15 protein-coding genes are annotated in these 15,323 nt (G+C 61.5%); 8 read left to right on the top strand and 7 right to left on the bottom strand.

The features are described 5' to 3' along the window. Window positions 1-6: 6 nt before the first annotated feature. Window positions 7-1,020 (bottom strand): helix-turn-helix domain-containing protein, encoded by a 1,014-nt coding sequence (locus tag CRO75_RS30325; RefSeq protein ID WP_009042059.1) that lies wholly within the window; start codon window positions 1,018-1,020, stop codon window positions 7-9. Window positions 1,021-1,557: 537 nt separating this feature from the next. Here CRO75_RS30325 and antA point away from each other — a divergent pair. The 4 genes from antA (at window position 1,558) to CRO75_RS30305 (ending at window position 5,940) form a co-directional block, all read left to right on the top strand. Next, window positions 1,558-2,943, top strand: coding sequence for an anthranilate 1,2-dioxygenase large subunit (gene antA, locus CRO75_RS30320; RefSeq protein ID WP_062823737.1), 1,386 nt, complete (start codon window positions 1,558-1,560; stop codon window positions 2,941-2,943). Between the two features lie 2 nt (window positions 2,944-2,945). Further along, window positions 2,946-3,437 carry an anthranilate 1,2-dioxygenase small subunit gene (gene antB / locus CRO75_RS30315; protein ID WP_097140233.1) on the top strand — a complete coding sequence of 164 codons (492 nt, stop codon included), beginning with the start codon at window positions 2,946-2,948 and terminating at the stop codon, window positions 3,435-3,437. 12 nt (window positions 3,438-3,449) lie between these two features. Further along, window positions 3,450-4,469: an anthranilate 1,2-dioxygenase electron transfer component AntC gene (gene antC / locus CRO75_RS30310; protein WP_097140231.1), complete on the top strand. Its 1,020-nt coding sequence runs from the start codon at window positions 3,450-3,452 to the stop codon at window positions 4,467-4,469. A gap of 73 nt (window positions 4,470-4,542) precedes the next feature. After that, a complete protein-coding gene (locus CRO75_RS30305) occupies window positions 4,543-5,940 on the top strand; it encodes an amino acid permease (protein WP_007927390.1) in 1,398 nt (465 codons plus the stop codon). 377 nt (window positions 5,941-6,317) lie between these two features. Here CRO75_RS30305 and kynA read toward each other — a convergent pair whose 3' ends face one another. Continuing rightward, complete coding sequence (gene kynA / locus CRO75_RS30300) at window positions 6,318-7,172, bottom strand: tryptophan 2,3-dioxygenase (protein ID WP_053259555.1); 855 nt, start codon at window positions 7,170-7,172, stop codon at window positions 6,318-6,320. Window positions 7,173-7,279: 107 nt separating this feature from the next. Then, complete coding sequence (gene kynB, locus CRO75_RS30295) at window positions 7,280-7,921, bottom strand: arylformamidase (protein ID WP_009042053.1); 642 nt, start codon at window positions 7,919-7,921, stop codon at window positions 7,280-7,282. Window positions 7,922-8,187: 266 nt separating this feature from the next. Between kynB and CRO75_RS30290 the strand changes: the two genes are divergently transcribed. Beyond that, window positions 8,188-8,538, top strand: coding sequence for a cupin domain-containing protein (locus CRO75_RS30290; protein ID WP_007922165.1), 351 nt, complete (start codon window positions 8,188-8,190; stop codon window positions 8,536-8,538). 368 nt (window positions 8,539-8,906) lie between these two features. On the opposite strand, the gene CRO75_RS33450 is transcribed toward CRO75_RS30290, so the two are convergent. The 3 genes from CRO75_RS33450 to CRO75_RS30275 form a co-directional block, all read right to left on the bottom strand. Further along, window positions 8,907-9,473: a hypothetical protein gene (locus CRO75_RS33450; protein WP_239990680.1), complete on the bottom strand. Its 567-nt coding sequence runs from the start codon at window positions 9,471-9,473 to the stop codon at window positions 8,907-8,909. 364 nt (window positions 9,474-9,837) lie between these two features. Continuing rightward, window positions 9,838-10,725, bottom strand: a complete 888-nt coding sequence (gene mmsB, locus CRO75_RS30280; RefSeq protein WP_053259553.1) for a 3-hydroxyisobutyrate dehydrogenase — start codon at window positions 10,723-10,725, stop codon at window positions 9,838-9,840. A gap of 11 nt (window positions 10,726-10,736) precedes the next feature. Next, window positions 10,737-12,263: a CoA-acylating methylmalonate-semialdehyde dehydrogenase gene (locus CRO75_RS30275; protein ID WP_097140227.1), complete on the bottom strand. Its 1,527-nt coding sequence runs from the start codon at window positions 12,261-12,263 to the stop codon at window positions 10,737-10,739. A gap of 153 nt (window positions 12,264-12,416) precedes the next feature. Here CRO75_RS30275 and CRO75_RS30270 point away from each other — a divergent pair, with 153 nt between their 5' ends. The 3 genes from CRO75_RS30270 (at window position 12,417) to CRO75_RS33445 (ending at window position 15,057) form a co-directional block, all read left to right on the top strand. Then, window positions 12,417-13,367 (top strand): LysR family transcriptional regulator, encoded by a 951-nt coding sequence (locus tag CRO75_RS30270; RefSeq protein ID WP_097140225.1) that lies wholly within the window; start codon window positions 12,417-12,419, stop codon window positions 13,365-13,367. Window positions 13,368-13,514: 147 nt separating this feature from the next. After that, window positions 13,515-14,666, top strand: a complete 1,152-nt coding sequence (locus tag CRO75_RS30265; protein WP_097140223.1) for a polymorphic toxin type 44 domain-containing protein — start codon at window positions 13,515-13,517, stop codon at window positions 14,664-14,666. Further along, a complete protein-coding gene (locus CRO75_RS33445; protein ID WP_097140221.1) occupies window positions 14,635-15,057 on the top strand; it encodes a hypothetical protein in 423 nt (140 codons plus the stop codon). The genes CRO75_RS30265 and CRO75_RS33445 overlap by 32 nt, the downstream gene beginning before the upstream one ends. Here CRO75_RS33445 and CRO75_RS30255 read toward each other — a convergent pair. Next, the coding region (locus CRO75_RS30255; RefSeq protein WP_143504082.1) for a transposase at window positions 15,054-15,323 on the bottom strand (270 nt) is incomplete at its 5' end. The two genes, CRO75_RS33445 and CRO75_RS30255, sit on opposite strands and share 4 nt — an antisense overlap.

Genomic DNA, 15,323 nt, shown 5'->3' with positions numbered 1-15,323 from the left:
GCTTGCCTAGAAACCACCCAGGCGCCGCGCGTCGTGGCGCTGCAGGGTGACGCTGGGCGACTCGCCGAACAGCTTGCGGTATTCGGCGGAGAACCGCCCCAGATGGCTGAAGCCCCAGCCCAGGGCGATCTCGGAAATGGTCCGCGCCGAGCCGTGTTCGAGGATCTCCTGGCGCACCGCGTTGAGCCGGTACTTCTTCAGGTAGACCATCGGCGACAGGGCGAAATACTTCTTGAAGGCCTCGAACAGCTTGAAGCGCGAGACCCCGGCGGCGGCTTCCAGGTCTTCCAGGCCCAGCGGTTCGCGGGCGTTGGCGTGAATGTACTGGCGGGCGCGGACCAGGTAGTGGGGCAACTTGACCTCCAGCACCTCGCGCAGCTGCGCCGAGTAGTTGTTCGGCTGGGCCAGGATCAGGCCCTTGATCAAGGAGCTTTCCAGGTCCCGGGTGAAGGCCAGCTGTTCGTACAGCTCGCTGCTGCGCTCCAGCTCGGCGATGAAATAGCGCGCCATGCGCCACCAGGACGCCGACGCCCCCTCCACCGCATCCATCACCGCCTCGAAGCGCAGCGGCGCTTGCGGCGGGCGTTGCAGCAAGGCTTCGAGGGCCTCGCTCATGGCCGCCCGGGTAATCACCACCTGGACTTTGCGGCAGTCGCCGGAGATCGCCAGCATCTGGCTTTCATTGGGCGCGATGATCACCCCCTGGTCGCGGTTGGAACGCAGCAGCCGGCCGTCCTTGCTCAGTTCCTGATCGCCGCTCAGCGGCAGGCTCAGGCTGTAGCTGCTGAAGCGCTCGGCGTCTTCGATATCGATGGTGACGTCGGTGCCGTATTCGATGGTGCCCAGGGTCGTGGCCCGCGACTTGAACACGTTGGCGCTGTGGTGAAAGCGGATGCGCTCGGGGGTGCTGGTTTCGAGCCGATGCGGCCCGCAAATGCCGGACATCCAGCTTCTCGCCCCCTCGAGGTCGTAGCGATCGATACGAATATCGCGAAACTGCGAATCAGCCTTGCTATTCATCACGGCGCACCCACGGCAATATTTTTTTTGCGCGCTCTGACGGCGCGTCTGATTTGAAGTAGTGACCTGCAAGAGCAAGTTTTGCGCCACCGCCCGGCACTGCCAACCGACTGGATAGCAATCGCCGACTAAGTGGATAGAACCCGTCCACCCGGTGCGCAAAACCCACGCAAGACTGCGCCAAACAGTAGCTCATCGCGACATCGCGGTGCAGCCGTTGATCGCCTGCCACCCAGGCCCTGGGTATTTCCACCACACCCGAACGCCGCCCCCGTAGCCGCTGCCGCAGGCTGCGATCGACGACGCAGTCGTCGCAAGACCTGAGCCCGCGATCCTCCTGAAACACCGCGATACCCGGTTTGCGCCTGCTGCGCCCGAACGCGGACCGAGCCGATCGCAGCCTGCGGCAGCGGCTACAGATGAACGTGGCCATGCAATTTTGTGGATGGCCTTGGCCGACTAAGCGGATAGCCACCCCTGCCCCGCACTCTCTCTAATGCATGCACCGATTGGCCTGAACAAGAAAGGTACTCACTCATGAGTGGTGCAAGAAACACAGAACAATGGAAAAGCTTCATCGACGGCTGCCTGGATTTTCGTCCGGACGACGGCGTATTCCGCATCGCCCGGGACATGTTCACCGAGCCCGAGCTGTTCGACCTGGAGATGGAACTGATCTTCGAGAAGAACTGGATCTACGCCTGCCACGAAAGCGAGCTGGCCAACAACCACGACTTCGTCACCATGCGCGCCGGGCGCCAGCCAATGATCATCACCCGCGACGGCGAAGGCCGGCTCAACGCGCTGATCAACGCCTGCCAGCACCGCGGCACCACCCTGACCCGGCTCGGCAAGGGCAACCAGTCCACCTTCACCTGTCCGTTCCATGCCTGGTGCTACAAGAGCGACGGGCGCCTAGTGAAGGTCAAGGCGCCGGGGGAATACCCCGAAGGCTTCGACAAGGCCACCCGCGGCCTGAAGAAGGCCCGCATCGACAGCTACAAGGGCTTCGTCTTCATCAGCCTCGACGTCCACGCCGACAACTCCCTGGAGGACTTCCTCGGCGACGCCAAGGTGTTCTTCGACATGATGGTCGCCCAGTCGCCCACCGGTGAACTGGAAGTCCTGCCCGGCAAGTCCGCCTACACCTACGACGGCAACTGGAAACTGCAGAACGAGAACGGCCTCGACGGTTATCACGTGAGCACCGTGCACTACAACTACGTGGCCACGGTGCAGCACCGCCAGCAGGTCAACAGCGAGAACGGCGGCGCCAGCGCCACCCTCGACTACAGCAAGCTCGGCGCCGGCGACGCCAACACCGACGACGGCTGGTTCGCCTTCAACAACGGCCACAGCGTGCTGTTCAGCGACATGCCCAACCCCGCGGTGCGCTCCGGCTACGCCACTATCATGCCGCGGCTGGTGGAGGAGTACGGCCAGGAAAAAGCCGAATGGATGATGCACCGCCTGCGCAACCTCAACGTCTACCCGAGCCTGTTCTTCCTCGACCAGATCAGTTCGCAGCTGCGGATCATCCGCCCGCTGGCCTGGAACAAGACCGAGATCATCAGCCAGTGCATCGGGGTCAAGGGCGAGTCCGACGCCGACCGGGAAAACCGCATTCGCCAGTTCGAGGACTTCTTCAACGTCTCGGGCATGGGCACCCCCGACGACCTGGTGGAATTCCGCGAAGCCCAGCGCGGTTTCCAGGGCCGTCTGGAACGCTGGAGCGACATCTCCCGCGGCAGCCACCGCTGGGCAACCGGGCCGACCCGCAACAGCGAGGCCATCGGCATCCAGCCAGCCATGACCGGCACCGAATTCACCCACGAAGGGCTGTACGTCAACCAGCACCGCAACTGGCAGAGATTCCTCCTCGACGGGCTGGCCCGGCAATCCCTGAAACTGCGTGAGGTGTGAATATGAGTGCGCAACTGCAATACCGTATCGAGCAGTTTTTCTACCGCAAGGCCGAGCTGTGCGACGCCCAGGACTGGGACGCCTACCTCGAACTCTTCGACCCGCAGAGCGAGTTCCACCTGCCGCAGTGGGACTCCGAGCATGTCTACACCACCGACCCCAAACGCGGCATGTCGCTGATCTACTACGCCAACCGCTCGGGCCTGGAAGACCGGGTGTTCCGCCTGCGTACCGGCAAGGCCGCCTCGACCATTCCGATGCCGCGCACCCTGCACAACATCAGCAACGTGCGAATCGCCGAGCAGGCTGATGGCAGCCTGCAAGTACGGCTGAACTGGCACACGCTGTTCTATCGCCTGGCCACCGCCGAGCAGTTCTTCGGCCATGCCACCTACAGCCTCAAGGCCCACGGTGACAGCTGGCTGATCACCCGCAAGCATGTGCTGCTGCTCAACGACACCATCAACTCGGTGCTCGATTTCTACCACCTCTGACGGAGACCGGGCATGAACCACAAGGTCGCGTTCAGCTTTGCCGACGGCAAGACGCTGTTCTTCCCTGTAAACGCCAACGAAATACTGCTCGACGCCGCCCTGCGCAACGGCATCAAGATTCCCCTCGACTGTCGCGAGGGCGTCTGCGGCACCTGCCAGGGCCGCTGCGAATCGGGCACCTACAGCCAGGACTACGTGGACGAGGAAGCCCTCTCCAGCGCCGACCTGGAGCAGCGCAAGATGCTCAGTTGCCAGACCCGGGTGCAGTCCGATGCCACCTTCTACTTCGACTTCGATTCCAGCCTGTGCAGCGCCGCGGGGCCCGCACAGCTCGGCGCCACAGTCAGCGCAGTGCGCCAGGTCTCCGACAGCACGGCGATCCTGCAACTGCAGCTCGACGAGGGTCAGGCGGCGCTGGACTTCCTGCCGGGGCAATACGCCCGGCTGTCGGTCCCCGGCACGTCGAGCAAGCGCTCCTACTCGTTCGCCAACCGTTCGGGCAGCCAGCAGCTGCAATTCCTCCTGCGCCTGCTGCCCGACGGGGCGATGAGCAATTACCTCCGCGAACGCTGCCAGGTCGGCGACCGCATCGAGCTGGAGGCGCCGCTGGGCGCCTTCTACCTGCGCCATATCGTCCGGCCGCTGGTGCTGGTGGCCGGCGGCACCGGGCTGTCGGCGCTGCTGGCCATGCTCGAGCAACTGGTCGCCGACGGCTGCACCCAGCCGGTGCACCTGTACTACGGGGTGCGCAACGTCGCCGACCTGTGCGAAACCGCGCGTATCGAGGCCTATGCCGGCCAACTGCCGGGCTTTCGCTACACTCCGGTGATCAGCGAGCCGACGGCGGACTGGCCGGGCAAGCGCGGTTATATCGCCGAGCATTTTGACTGCAGCGAACTGCGCGATGCTCCGGTGGACATGTACGTCTGCGGACCGCCACCGATGGTCGAGTCGATCAAGAACTGGTTGCAAGATCAGCAACTTGAGAGCGTTCAGCTGTATTACGAGAAGTTCACCGAGAGTAATATCTGATCCGTCCGCCGTCAGCCGCGATCTGGCCGCGAATACGGACAGATCCGATAACAATGAGAAGAGAGCGTGATTAGTGGATGAGATCCTGAAACCCGGCGAACTCAAGCGTGGCTTGAAGAACCGCCATATCCAGCTGATTGCCCTGGGCGGGGCGATCGGCACCGGACTGTTCCTGGGCTCCGCCGGCGTGCTCAAGTCCGCCGGCCCTTCGATGATCCTCGGTTATGCGATAGCCGGGTTCATCGCCTTCCTGATCATGCGCCAGCTCGGCGAAATGATCGTCGAGGAACCGGTGGCCGGGTCCTTCAGCCACTTCGCACACAAATACTGGGGCGGTTACTTCGGCTTTCTCGCCGGCTGGAACTATTGGGTGCTGTACGTGCTGGTGGGCATGGCCGAACTCACGGCCGTGGGCAAGTACGTGCAGTTCTGGTGGCCGGAAATCCCATCCTGGGTCAGCGCGGCGGTGTTCTTCGTACTGGTCAACCTGATCAACATGATGAACGTGAAGTTCTTCGGCGAAGCCGAGTTCTGGTTCGCCATCATCAAGGTGGTGGCCATCATCGGCATGATCGCCCTGGGCTGCTACATGCTGGCCAGCGGCAGCGGCGGCCCGCAGGCGGCGGTGAGCAACCTGTGGAGCCACGGCGGGTTCTTCCCCAATGGCGGCACCGGCCTGCTGATGGCCATGGCCTTCATCATGTTCTCCTTCGGCGGCCTGGAACTGGTGGGCATCACCGCCGCCGAGGCCAGCGAGCCACGCAAGGTAATCCCCAAGGCGATCAACCAGGTGGTGTACCGGGTGCTGATCTTCTACGTCGGCGCCCTCACCGTGCTGCTGTCGCTGTACCCCTGGGACCAGTTGCTGCAGACCCTCAACGCTTCCGGCGACTCCTACAGCGGCAGCCCGTTCGTGCAGATCTTTGCCCTGATCGGCAGCGACACTGCGGCGCACATCCTCAACTTCGTGGTCCTGACCGCGGCGCTCTCGGTGTACAACAGCGGCGTGTACTGCAACAGCCGCATGCTCTACGGCCTGGCCGAACAGGGCGACGCGCCCAAGGCGATGATGAAGCTGAACAAGCAGGGCGTGCCATTGCTGGCCCTGGGCGTCTCGGCGCTGATCACCCTGCTCTGCGTGGTGGTCAACTACCTGGCGCCGCAGGAAGCGCTGGAACTGCTGATGGCGCTGGTCGTCGCGTCCCTGATGATCAACTGGGCGCTGATCAGCCTGACCCACCTGAAGTTCCGCAAGTCCATGGGCCAGCAAGGCATAGTGCCGTCGTTCAAGACCTTCTGGTTTCCGTTCAGCAACTACCTGTGCCTGGCCTTCATGCTGATGATCGTCAGCGTGATGCTGATGATTCCCGGCATCCGGGTGTCGGTCTACGCCATCCCGGTGTGGGTTGCGCTGATCTGGGTGTTCTACCGCCTGCGCGTGGCCAGGTCCGGCGCTCGCGCGGTGGCCTGACAACGGCAGCACCTGCCCCGGTAGCCGCTGCCGAGCCCGCGAGGCTGCGATCGGGCGCGCAGCGGCCGCAAAACCGGCGACCGTGTTCAGCCTGTCCCACCGCAGTGGCCGGTTTACGGCGCCTGCGGAGCCGATCGCAGGCTGCGCCAGCGGCTACAGAACACGAGGAAACCTTGTAGCCGCTGCCGAGCCGGCGAGGCTGCGATCGGGCGCGCAGCGGCCGCAAAACAGGCGACCGGGTTCAGCCTGCCCCACCGCAGTGGCCGGTTTTACGGCGCCTGCGGAGCCGATCGCAGGCTGCGCCAGCGGCTACAGCTCGGCATAAACAAAAAGGCCCGGCATTCGATGAATGCCGGGCCTTTTTGTTGGCTTGCCGCTTACAGCGTCGAACGTACGCGCCACAGCTCGGGGAACAGTACGGTGTCGAGCATCTTGCGCAGGTAACCGACGCCTTCGGTGCCGCCGGTGCCGGGCTGGAAGCCGATGATGCGTTCCACCGTGGTCACATGGCGGAAGCGCCACTGGCGGAAGGAGTCTTCCAGGTCGATGAATTTCTCCGCCAACTGGTACAGATCCCAGTAGCGCGACGGGTCGGTGTAGACCTCGCGCCAGGCCGCTTCCACCGACGGGTCATGCTGGGTCGGTGCCTGGCTGTTCAGGGCCAGGCGCTCGGGGTCGATGGCCAGCCCGGCCTTGGCCATCAGGCCTATGGCTTCGTCGTACAGCGACGGCGTGGCGATTGCCAGCTCCAGTTCCTTGAGCAGTTCCGGACGATGGGCATGGGGGCGCAGCAGGGTCGCGCTCTTGTTGCCGAGGATGAACTCGATCTCGCGGTACTGGAACGACTGGAAACCCGACGAGTGCCCCAGGTACGGGCGGATCGACTTGTACTCGGACGGGGTCATGGTCGCCAGCACCGCCCAGGCGTGCACCAGCTGGTCGAAGATCCGCGACACCCGCGCCAGCATCTTGAACGCCGGTGGCAGCTGCCCCTGATGCACGTGCTCGCGAGCCGCCTTGAGCTCGTGCAGCATCAGTTTCATCCACAGCTCCGAAGTCTGGTGCTGGATGATGAAGAGCATTTCGTTGTGGTCCGGCGACAAGGGGTGCTGGGCATTGAGGATGCGCCCCAGGTCCAGGTAGTCGCCGTAGCTCATGGAGTCGGAAAAATTCAGCTCGGCGTTATGCCAGTTGTCGGGCGGCGGGTTGTTCGAATAGGGACATTGACTCATCGCGTGGGCTCCTCATGTCAGGTCGCGGCCGGTCGATCACCCGGCGCCGGCCTTGATCGAGGGCGCGCGGGGTCGAAGCTTCGTTGTTGTAAATACTATTGTAGGAATTATCGCGGCAAAGGCCGCAGGATGGCGCGCACCGGGCTCGCATCCAGATGAGCGAAACGCAGGGGCAGCGCGATCAGTTCGTAGTCGCCTTCGGCCACCTCATCGAGCACGATGCCCTCGAGAATCGCCAGGCCATGGCGGGCCACGGCGTTATGGGCGTCCATGGTTTTCGATTGCTGCGGGTCGAGGGACGGGGTGTCGATGCCGATCAGGCGCACGCCGTGGCTGGCCAGCAGCTCGACGGTCTCCTTGGCCACGGCGCTGAAATCCGGGTCCCAGGTGCTCAACGGCGCCTGTCGATAGGTACGCAGCAGCACCCGCTCGGGCAGGTTGTCCAGGTGCCCCTCCAAATGCCGGGGCAACACCAGCGGGCCGCAGCCCAGGCAATGCACGACCCGGCACGGGCCGAGGTAGACATCCAGCGGCACCTCGCCGATCGGCGCGCCATCGGCGCTGTAGTGCAGCGGCGCGTCGACATGGGCACCGGTGTGCGGCGACAGGGTGATGCGCCCGACGTTCACCGGGCATTCGGGCCCGTATTGCCACACCCGCTCTTCCTGGAACGGCGTATCGCCGGGCCAGGTCGGGGTCGCGGTACTCAGGGGCGGGCTGATGTCCCACCAGCTTGGGGTTGTGCTCATAGCGCTGCTCTCGGCCATTTCGACCTGAATCATACGAGCGATGCCCGTGAAGATTCTTGCGAAATGCTCCGGCGACCGCGGAATCTTTCGCATGAACTGCCAGGAAATCACTGATTCACGCTCGGAAATTTCAATGCAAACCGCGGCAACACTTCACGGGCGGGTACTGCGTTTCTGGGCACCCCGATGTCGAGTACAGACAACTGGCCGGGTGCCGGGCGCTATAGGGTGCGACTTCAGTTCTCAGCCAAGACCCCGGAGTCCTCATGACCGCGACTGCCCCCATCACCGTTCTGCGCGACACCCACCCGCTGCCGGTTCTCGATGCCTGCAAATGGGAAAAGCTCGAAGGCGACCCGCACACCGTCAACCTCAACGCCTACACCAGCGAAGACGGCAGCAAGATCATGGGTACCTGGATCTGCACGCCCGGCAAATGGCGCGTGGACTACGTGAAATGGGAGTACTGCCATTTCCAGGAAGGCTACTGCGTGATCACCCCGGACGGCATGGACCCGATCCACCTGCGCGCCGGCGATATCTTCGTGGTCGAGCCGGGGATGAAAGGCACCTGGGAAGTGGTGGAGACCGTGCGCAAGTATTTCGTGTTCGCCTGACGCCCGAAAATGCGGGCCGCAGTTTTGCAAACTGTCTGATCGGCCCGGCGAAGAACTTTCCGCGAAACATCAAGAGGCGCTCATATCATTGAGGAGCGCCTCTTTTTATAAAGTCACAGCAATAAGACAGACGCCCCGCCATACACTTCCCGGCCTAATGATATTGGCCAACCAGAAGTTCACCCATCTCACTCCAGCGAATACAGACAGCCCATTTAAACCTCCAGCAAGCTTGCTTAAACAAAAAAACCAAGCAGACAACCCGCATTTAAAACTTTAGAAAGTCTATTAATACAACGACTAAAAAGGGGACGATTTCAACGTCCCCTTTTGCACATTAAAGTGCTTGATGGTGATGCACCTGACACTTAATCGTTGGCTTTCGAGATTTTCCATGAGCCGGTATTGCCGTCCCGATTCAGATAGGGGGTCGTCGATACCGCATATTTGACGCCCTCGCCACTGGCATGCCCACAGGTGTCCAAAAAACCGCCGCGCACATCGTTGTAGCCATTCAGGAAGTGCACGACATCCCCCTCTCTCACCTTGAAATCCTTGGGATCTGAGGTATCGGCGAAAATTCGCCAGTGCAGGGTATCCGCCGGCCGCGATTCCTTGAGGGCCGTGACCACGTTGTAGATCGACGGTTTTGTCGCGTGGCCATTGGTGTCCAGATAGCCACCCTCGTTCTTGTAGAGGTTCCACAGCAGAATCACATCGCAACTTTCAACCTCGGTTCCTACTGCCTTGCCTATCGCGGACTCGATGATCCAGGTGCCAGTACCCGGGCCGCGATGAGGAGTGGTTGCGGTGACTACGCCGTAAAGGCTGTTCGGGGCGGTGGCATGGTTACAAGTATCGAGATAACCGCCATCCCAATTATTGTAACCATTCTTGATATGAACTTTGTCTCCGTATCTCAGGACATCTGCCATGGTCTATCTCCCTGATAAAACCTCATATACATGCCATATCCATGACATGTCGTCATTCGACAGAGACGCTGTCGACACAAGTCACCTTAGCTATCAATCCCGATACTGCCAGAGCATGTCTTATACATTGTCGCGATAAAGCTACTTGCGAATCTTCATCGCCTGCTTTGCAAATATTACGGACGATATTCGACCGTAAAGAACGGTCATAAACCGATGTGATTTTTCTGCACAAGCGCGATTGCCGAGCACGGCGCACTCGATCCCGGCCCGTGCCAGCGGCTACAGGGGAGCGAGGTCCATTGAGGTAAGAGAGATGGCAAAAAACCGGGAGCCCGCCCGACGCGGGCTCCCGGAAAAACCCCTATTGGGGCTTGCGATAGCTGTTGACGATAGCCGAGAAGTCCATGCCCCCTTCACCGCGCTGGCTCATGGCCTGGTATAGCTGCTGCGCCACGGCGCCCAGCACCACCGGCTGGTGCGCCTGGCGGGCGGCCTCGGTGGCCAGGCCCAGGTCCTTGAGCATCAGCTCGGCGCCGAAGCCACCGGTGTAACCACGGGCGGCCGGCGCGGTTTCGATCACGCCGGGCCAGGGGTTGTAGGTGTCGGAACTCCAGCAACGCCCGGTGGAGCTATTGATGATGCCCGCCAGCACCTTGGTGTCGATCCCCAGGGCATCGCCCAGGGCCATGGCTTCGCTGACGCCGATCATCGAGATGCCCAGCAGCAGGTTGTTGCAGATCTTGGCGATCTGCCCGGTGCCCACTTCACCGCAGTGCACGATATTGCGGCCCATCTGCGCCAGCACCGGCTGCAGGGTGGCGAACAGTTCGGCGCTGGCGCCGACCATGAAGGTCAGGGTGCCCGCCGCCGCGCCGCCGGTACCGCCGGATACCGGCGCATCGGCCACAGCCACGCCTTGCTTGGCGGCTGCCGCGGCGACGTCGCGGGCGGTCTGCGGGTCGATGGTGCTGCAATCCACCGCCGGCGTGCCACGGGCGATACCCGCCAGCACCCCGTCGTCACCCAGCCAGACGCTGCGCACATGGGGCGCGGCCGGCAGCATGGTGATCACCAGCTCGCTGTCTGCGGCGGCGGCGCGCGGCGAGGTACTGATGCTGCCACCCAGTTCGGCCAGTTCCTTGAGCACGGCCTGGTTCAGGTCGAACAGGTTCAACTGATGCCCGGCCTTGAGCAGGTTGCGCGCCATGGGTGCGCCCATGTTGCCCAGACCGATGAATGCGATTTTCATGAGCGGACTCCTCAACGCAAATGGATGGTGGTGTTCACGCCATCGTTGACGCTGTCATCGTCGAACCAGCGACTGGTGACGGTCTTGGTCTGGGTATAGAACTGCACCACTTGTTTGCCATAGGGCCCCAGATCGCCCAGTTTGGAACCACGGGAACCGGTGAAGCTGAAGAACGGTACAGGCACCGGGATCGGGATGTTGATCCCGACCTGGCCGACATCGATTTCAGTCTGGAACTTGCGCGCCGCCGCGCCGCTCTGGGTGAACAGGCCGGTGCCGTTGCCGAAGGGGTTGCTGTTGACCAGGGCAATGGCCTGGTCGAGGGTGTCCACTTCCAGCACCACCAGCACCGGGCCGAAGATTTCCTGGGTGTAGATCTGCATGTCGGTGGTCACCCCGGAGAACAGGGTCGGGCCGACGAAGTTGCCCTGCTCGAACCCCGGCACCTTGACGTCGCGACCGTCCAGTTCCAGCTTGGCGCCTTCCTTGATACCGCTTTCGATCAGGCTCAGCACCCGCTCCTTGGCGCGCTTGGAAATCAGCGGCCCGACATCGGTGCCCGGCTCGCTGCCGGCATTCACCTTGAGCTTCTGCGCCAGCGCCTTGAGGTCCGGCAGCCATTGTTTCGCCGCGCCCACCAGGACCACCACCGAGGTGGCCATGCAACGCTGACCGGCCGCGCCGAACCCGGCACCGACCAGGGCATTGAGCGCCTGTTCGCGGTTGGCGTCAGGCAGCACCACGGCGTGGTTCTTCGCGCCCATCATCGACTGCACGCGCTTGCCGTGTTTGCCCGCCAGGTCGTAGACGTGGGTGCCCACCGCGGTGGAGCCGACGAACGACACCGCCTTGATATGTGGATGGGTGCACAGCCTGTCCACCACGTCCTTGCCGCCATGCACCACGTTGAGCACGCCAGGCGGAACGCCGGCTTCCAGCGCCAGCTCCACCAGCAGCATGGTCGACAGCGGGTCCTGTTCCGAAGGCTTGAGGACGAAGGTGTTGCCGCAGGCGATGGCCATCGGGAACATCCACAGCGGGATCATTGCCGGGAAGTTGAACGGGGTGATCCCGGCGCAGACACCGATCGGCTGGCGCAGGGTGTAGGTATCGACGCCACCGGCGACGTTCTCGGCGAACTCGCCCATCTGCAGGCTGCCGATCGAGCAGGCATGCTCGACCACTTCCAGGCCGCGGAAAATGTCGCCTTCGGCATCGGCGATGGTCTTGCCCTGTTCGGCGCTAAGCACCTGGGCAATACGCTTGGAGTGTTCGCGGATCAGCGCCTGCAGCTTGAGCATGATGCGCATCCGCGCGCCGATCGGGGTCAGTTTCCAGGTCTGGAAGGCGCGATGCGCGGCGTCGATGGCGGCGTCGACTTCATCCGCCGTGGCGAAAGGTACCTTGGCCAGCACCTGCTGGGTGGCCGGGTTGGTGATGTCGTGCCATTCGCGGGTCTGGGACTCGACCCACTGGCCGTCGATCAGCAGTTTGACCTGCTGCAAGGTAGTGCCGTCGGACTTGAGGGATGCGTTCATACGGGTCTCCTGACTTCTTGAGGTTCTTATGCAGGGAGCCAAGGCGTGGGACCGCCTTGAAATGAGGCGTGCGTCGCGAGTTGGTTGTCGGACTGTTTTTGGAGTATAGATGTGCAAACTTCTAATAAGAACGCACATAAAAGCCGGTCCATCATGCAAAAAAACATCACCTCCCTCGGCTCGCTGAACTGGGACGACCTGAAGTTTTTCCTCGAAGTGGCGCGCACCCGCAAGGCCAGCAGCGCGGCCAAGCGCCTGGCGGTGGACTACACCACGGTGTCGCGGCGCATCGGTTCGCTGGAGGGCGCGCTGGGCACCCTGCTGTTCGAAAAGTCCCGGACCAACGGCTTTGTCCTGACCGCCGAGGGCCAGCGCCTGCTGGGTTATGCCGAGTCGATCGAGAGCACCCTGCACATGGCCTGCGAACAGGTCTCGGGCTCGGGCGTGGCCCTGTCCGGGCATGTGCGCATGGGCTGTACCGAAGGTTTCGGCAGCTTTTTCATCACCCCGCAGCTGAGCCATTTCGTCGACGCCTACCCGGCGATCTCGGTGGATATCCTGCCGCTGCCGCACTTCATCAGCCTGTCCAAGCGCGAGGCCGATATCGTCATCGCCCTGGAACGCCCGGAGCATGGCCCCTACGTCTGCTGCAAGCTCTGCGACTACCGCCTGCGGCTCTATGCGACCCAGGAATACCTCGACCAGCACCCACCGATCCGCCGCCCGGCGGACTTGAGCGAGCATCAATTCATCAGCTACGTGGACGACCTGGCGTTCAGCTCGGAGCTGCTGTACCTGGCCAACGTGCTGCCCGGCGCCAGCGCCAACCTGCGCAGCACCAGCGTCATCGCCCAATACGTGGCGGCCCAGCAAGGACGCTCGCTGGCGATCCTACCGTGCTTCCTGGCAGCCCAGGACCCGCGCCTGCTGCCAGTGCTGCCGGAGGAAATAGACATCACCCGGCAGTTCTGGATGTACTGCCGCGAGGACCTGCGCAAGCTCAAGCGGATCACCCTGTTGTGGGATTACATCCGCAGCGTGACCGAACAGAATCAGGGCCTGCTGATGGGGCAGAGCCGGGAGATGGTGTTTGCCGACTCATAGCCTGCACGGAATCGCGAAAGCTGATCGCAATGAGAGCGGGCTTCATCCAAGTTCAGAATCGTCCTAAAGCCTTGCCCATCGTCACTTGTTAGGTTCGCGAAGCTCGACAAAGAGCCTCACGGACCCGCCAACACACAAGGACGATCAATGCTTTCTTCTGCTCGCCTGGGCGACAAACATGTTTGCCCGCTTCCCGGTCACGGTACGACACCTATTGCTTGCGCTTCTGGTGACATCAACATCAACTTCATGGGAGCAGCCCGAGTCGGTGACACTTGCGGCTGTGGCGCGGTCATTACCACAGGGTTTCCTTCGATCATCCTGAATGGTCGCCCCATGGCCCACTTAGGGAGCCCTACCAGCCACGGCGGGACAATCATTACGGGATCGGGCGATACCTTCGGTGGCTTTGTCATGGGGCCTGCTCCTGGGGCTGCCATCATCAACTTCGCAGCACTCGGCGTGTTTCGCCCGGATGGCTCGGTGGACGATGAAAAGATGGCAACCTTGTTGGCTGACCCGAAGCTGATGGAGAAGGCTAGCGCTGCAAATGCCTTGGTTGATCCCAATGAGGCCTCTAAGGCGCCTGAAGAGAAGCCAGAAGAAAAGGTCTGTAATGACCCAGACCGAATGGAAGAAGTAGCGAGCTACATTGCCGATGAAATGAATCGCAACATTCATCACCCAGCCGTAATAAAGATGAAAAAACTGCTCAGTTACGACACCGTGGCAGAAACACGGAAATATATGGACTTGCCGTGGTACGCCCAAGCAGGTGCAACCAGCCCTCAAGTTATTGCTGCTGCAAATGGAGCGGCCGCTATGGCCATATGGACTGAGCGGGTTGGTCAAAACCAATCATGGGACCACAAGCCAAAGATCTACGCGAAGTTCGGTGATTACTACTGCAAGCAAGGTAAGTACGACTATTTCTATGATATCTGGTCGAACGTCCACTATGGCTACGTTGGGCGGGCAGGCGGTCTTTCGGAAAGCGTTCTGTCCGATGGAGCGGGCCTTGAGCAGATTGCCTCGGACTCGCTAAGGAAATTGCAGGAGATGGCGTCAACGCCAAAGGAGGAACAGAAACGGAAGGGGCCGCAGCGCTCAGAAGGCGTTAACGGGCTTCGCGCATGGGATGACGCCCCGGATCGGATATCAATCAGTATCGGCATCAAGCTATTTAGTCAGCATCCTAACGGTGGAATCACGGCAGAAATGATAATGGCCGAGGTCCTTGCAGTCGCACCAGAACAATGGGGAGAAGGTGTCCGTGTCCACACATGCAAAAAAATTTAAGACTCGCTATATAGCTCTATTCCTCTTGTTGGCTCCTTTGGCGTTTTGGTACGCCGCGACCCCCAGCGTAATTGTTCATTACTCCAAAGAGGGGACCGAGGAACTGCGCTCAATATGGGACACGCAGCATCGAATTTATAGGGAGAGGATTCTTCCAGGCCAAGCCACGGTAGACACTGGTCATATCTTCCCTAACGCAGAGTTTTTCATGGTGTTCTTTTGGGGAACCGAAAAGGGTGCTCAGAGATGTATCGATATCACTCCCAAATGGGGAAGCAAGATAGATATCTACCTTGATGCCACAGCTAAAATCGACATCGCTAAGACATCCCCAGACGTAGTTACTCGCTTGAAACAATGTCACGGAGAGCCGGACCCTTTCCGGCCCTAGGCAGTGTACGAAAAGTAATGTCGCAAACACCGCATGGTGCAAGCCAGTGAGACCATCGCCGCAAAACTTTTCGCCAGCTTGTCGTAGCGCGTACCGATCCGTCGATTCTCTTTCAGCCAACCGAACATGCGCTCAATGATGTTGCGCTGCCGGTACTTGGGCCTATCGAACAGCCTGGGCAGGCCGGGCTTTGGCTTGCGCTTCATGGTGCGCAAGGGAATCACCGGCTGCATCCGGTAGCGGTCGCAATAGCGCCGAAGGTGTTC

The sequence above is a fragment of the Pseudomonas sp. LAMO17WK12:I10 genome (assembly GCF_900215185.1).
In the GTDB taxonomy this organism is placed as follows: Bacteria; Pseudomonadota; Gammaproteobacteria; order Pseudomonadales; family Pseudomonadaceae; genus Aquipseudomonas; species Aquipseudomonas chlororaphis.
This window is presented reverse-complemented; position numbering and strand designations above follow the sequence as displayed.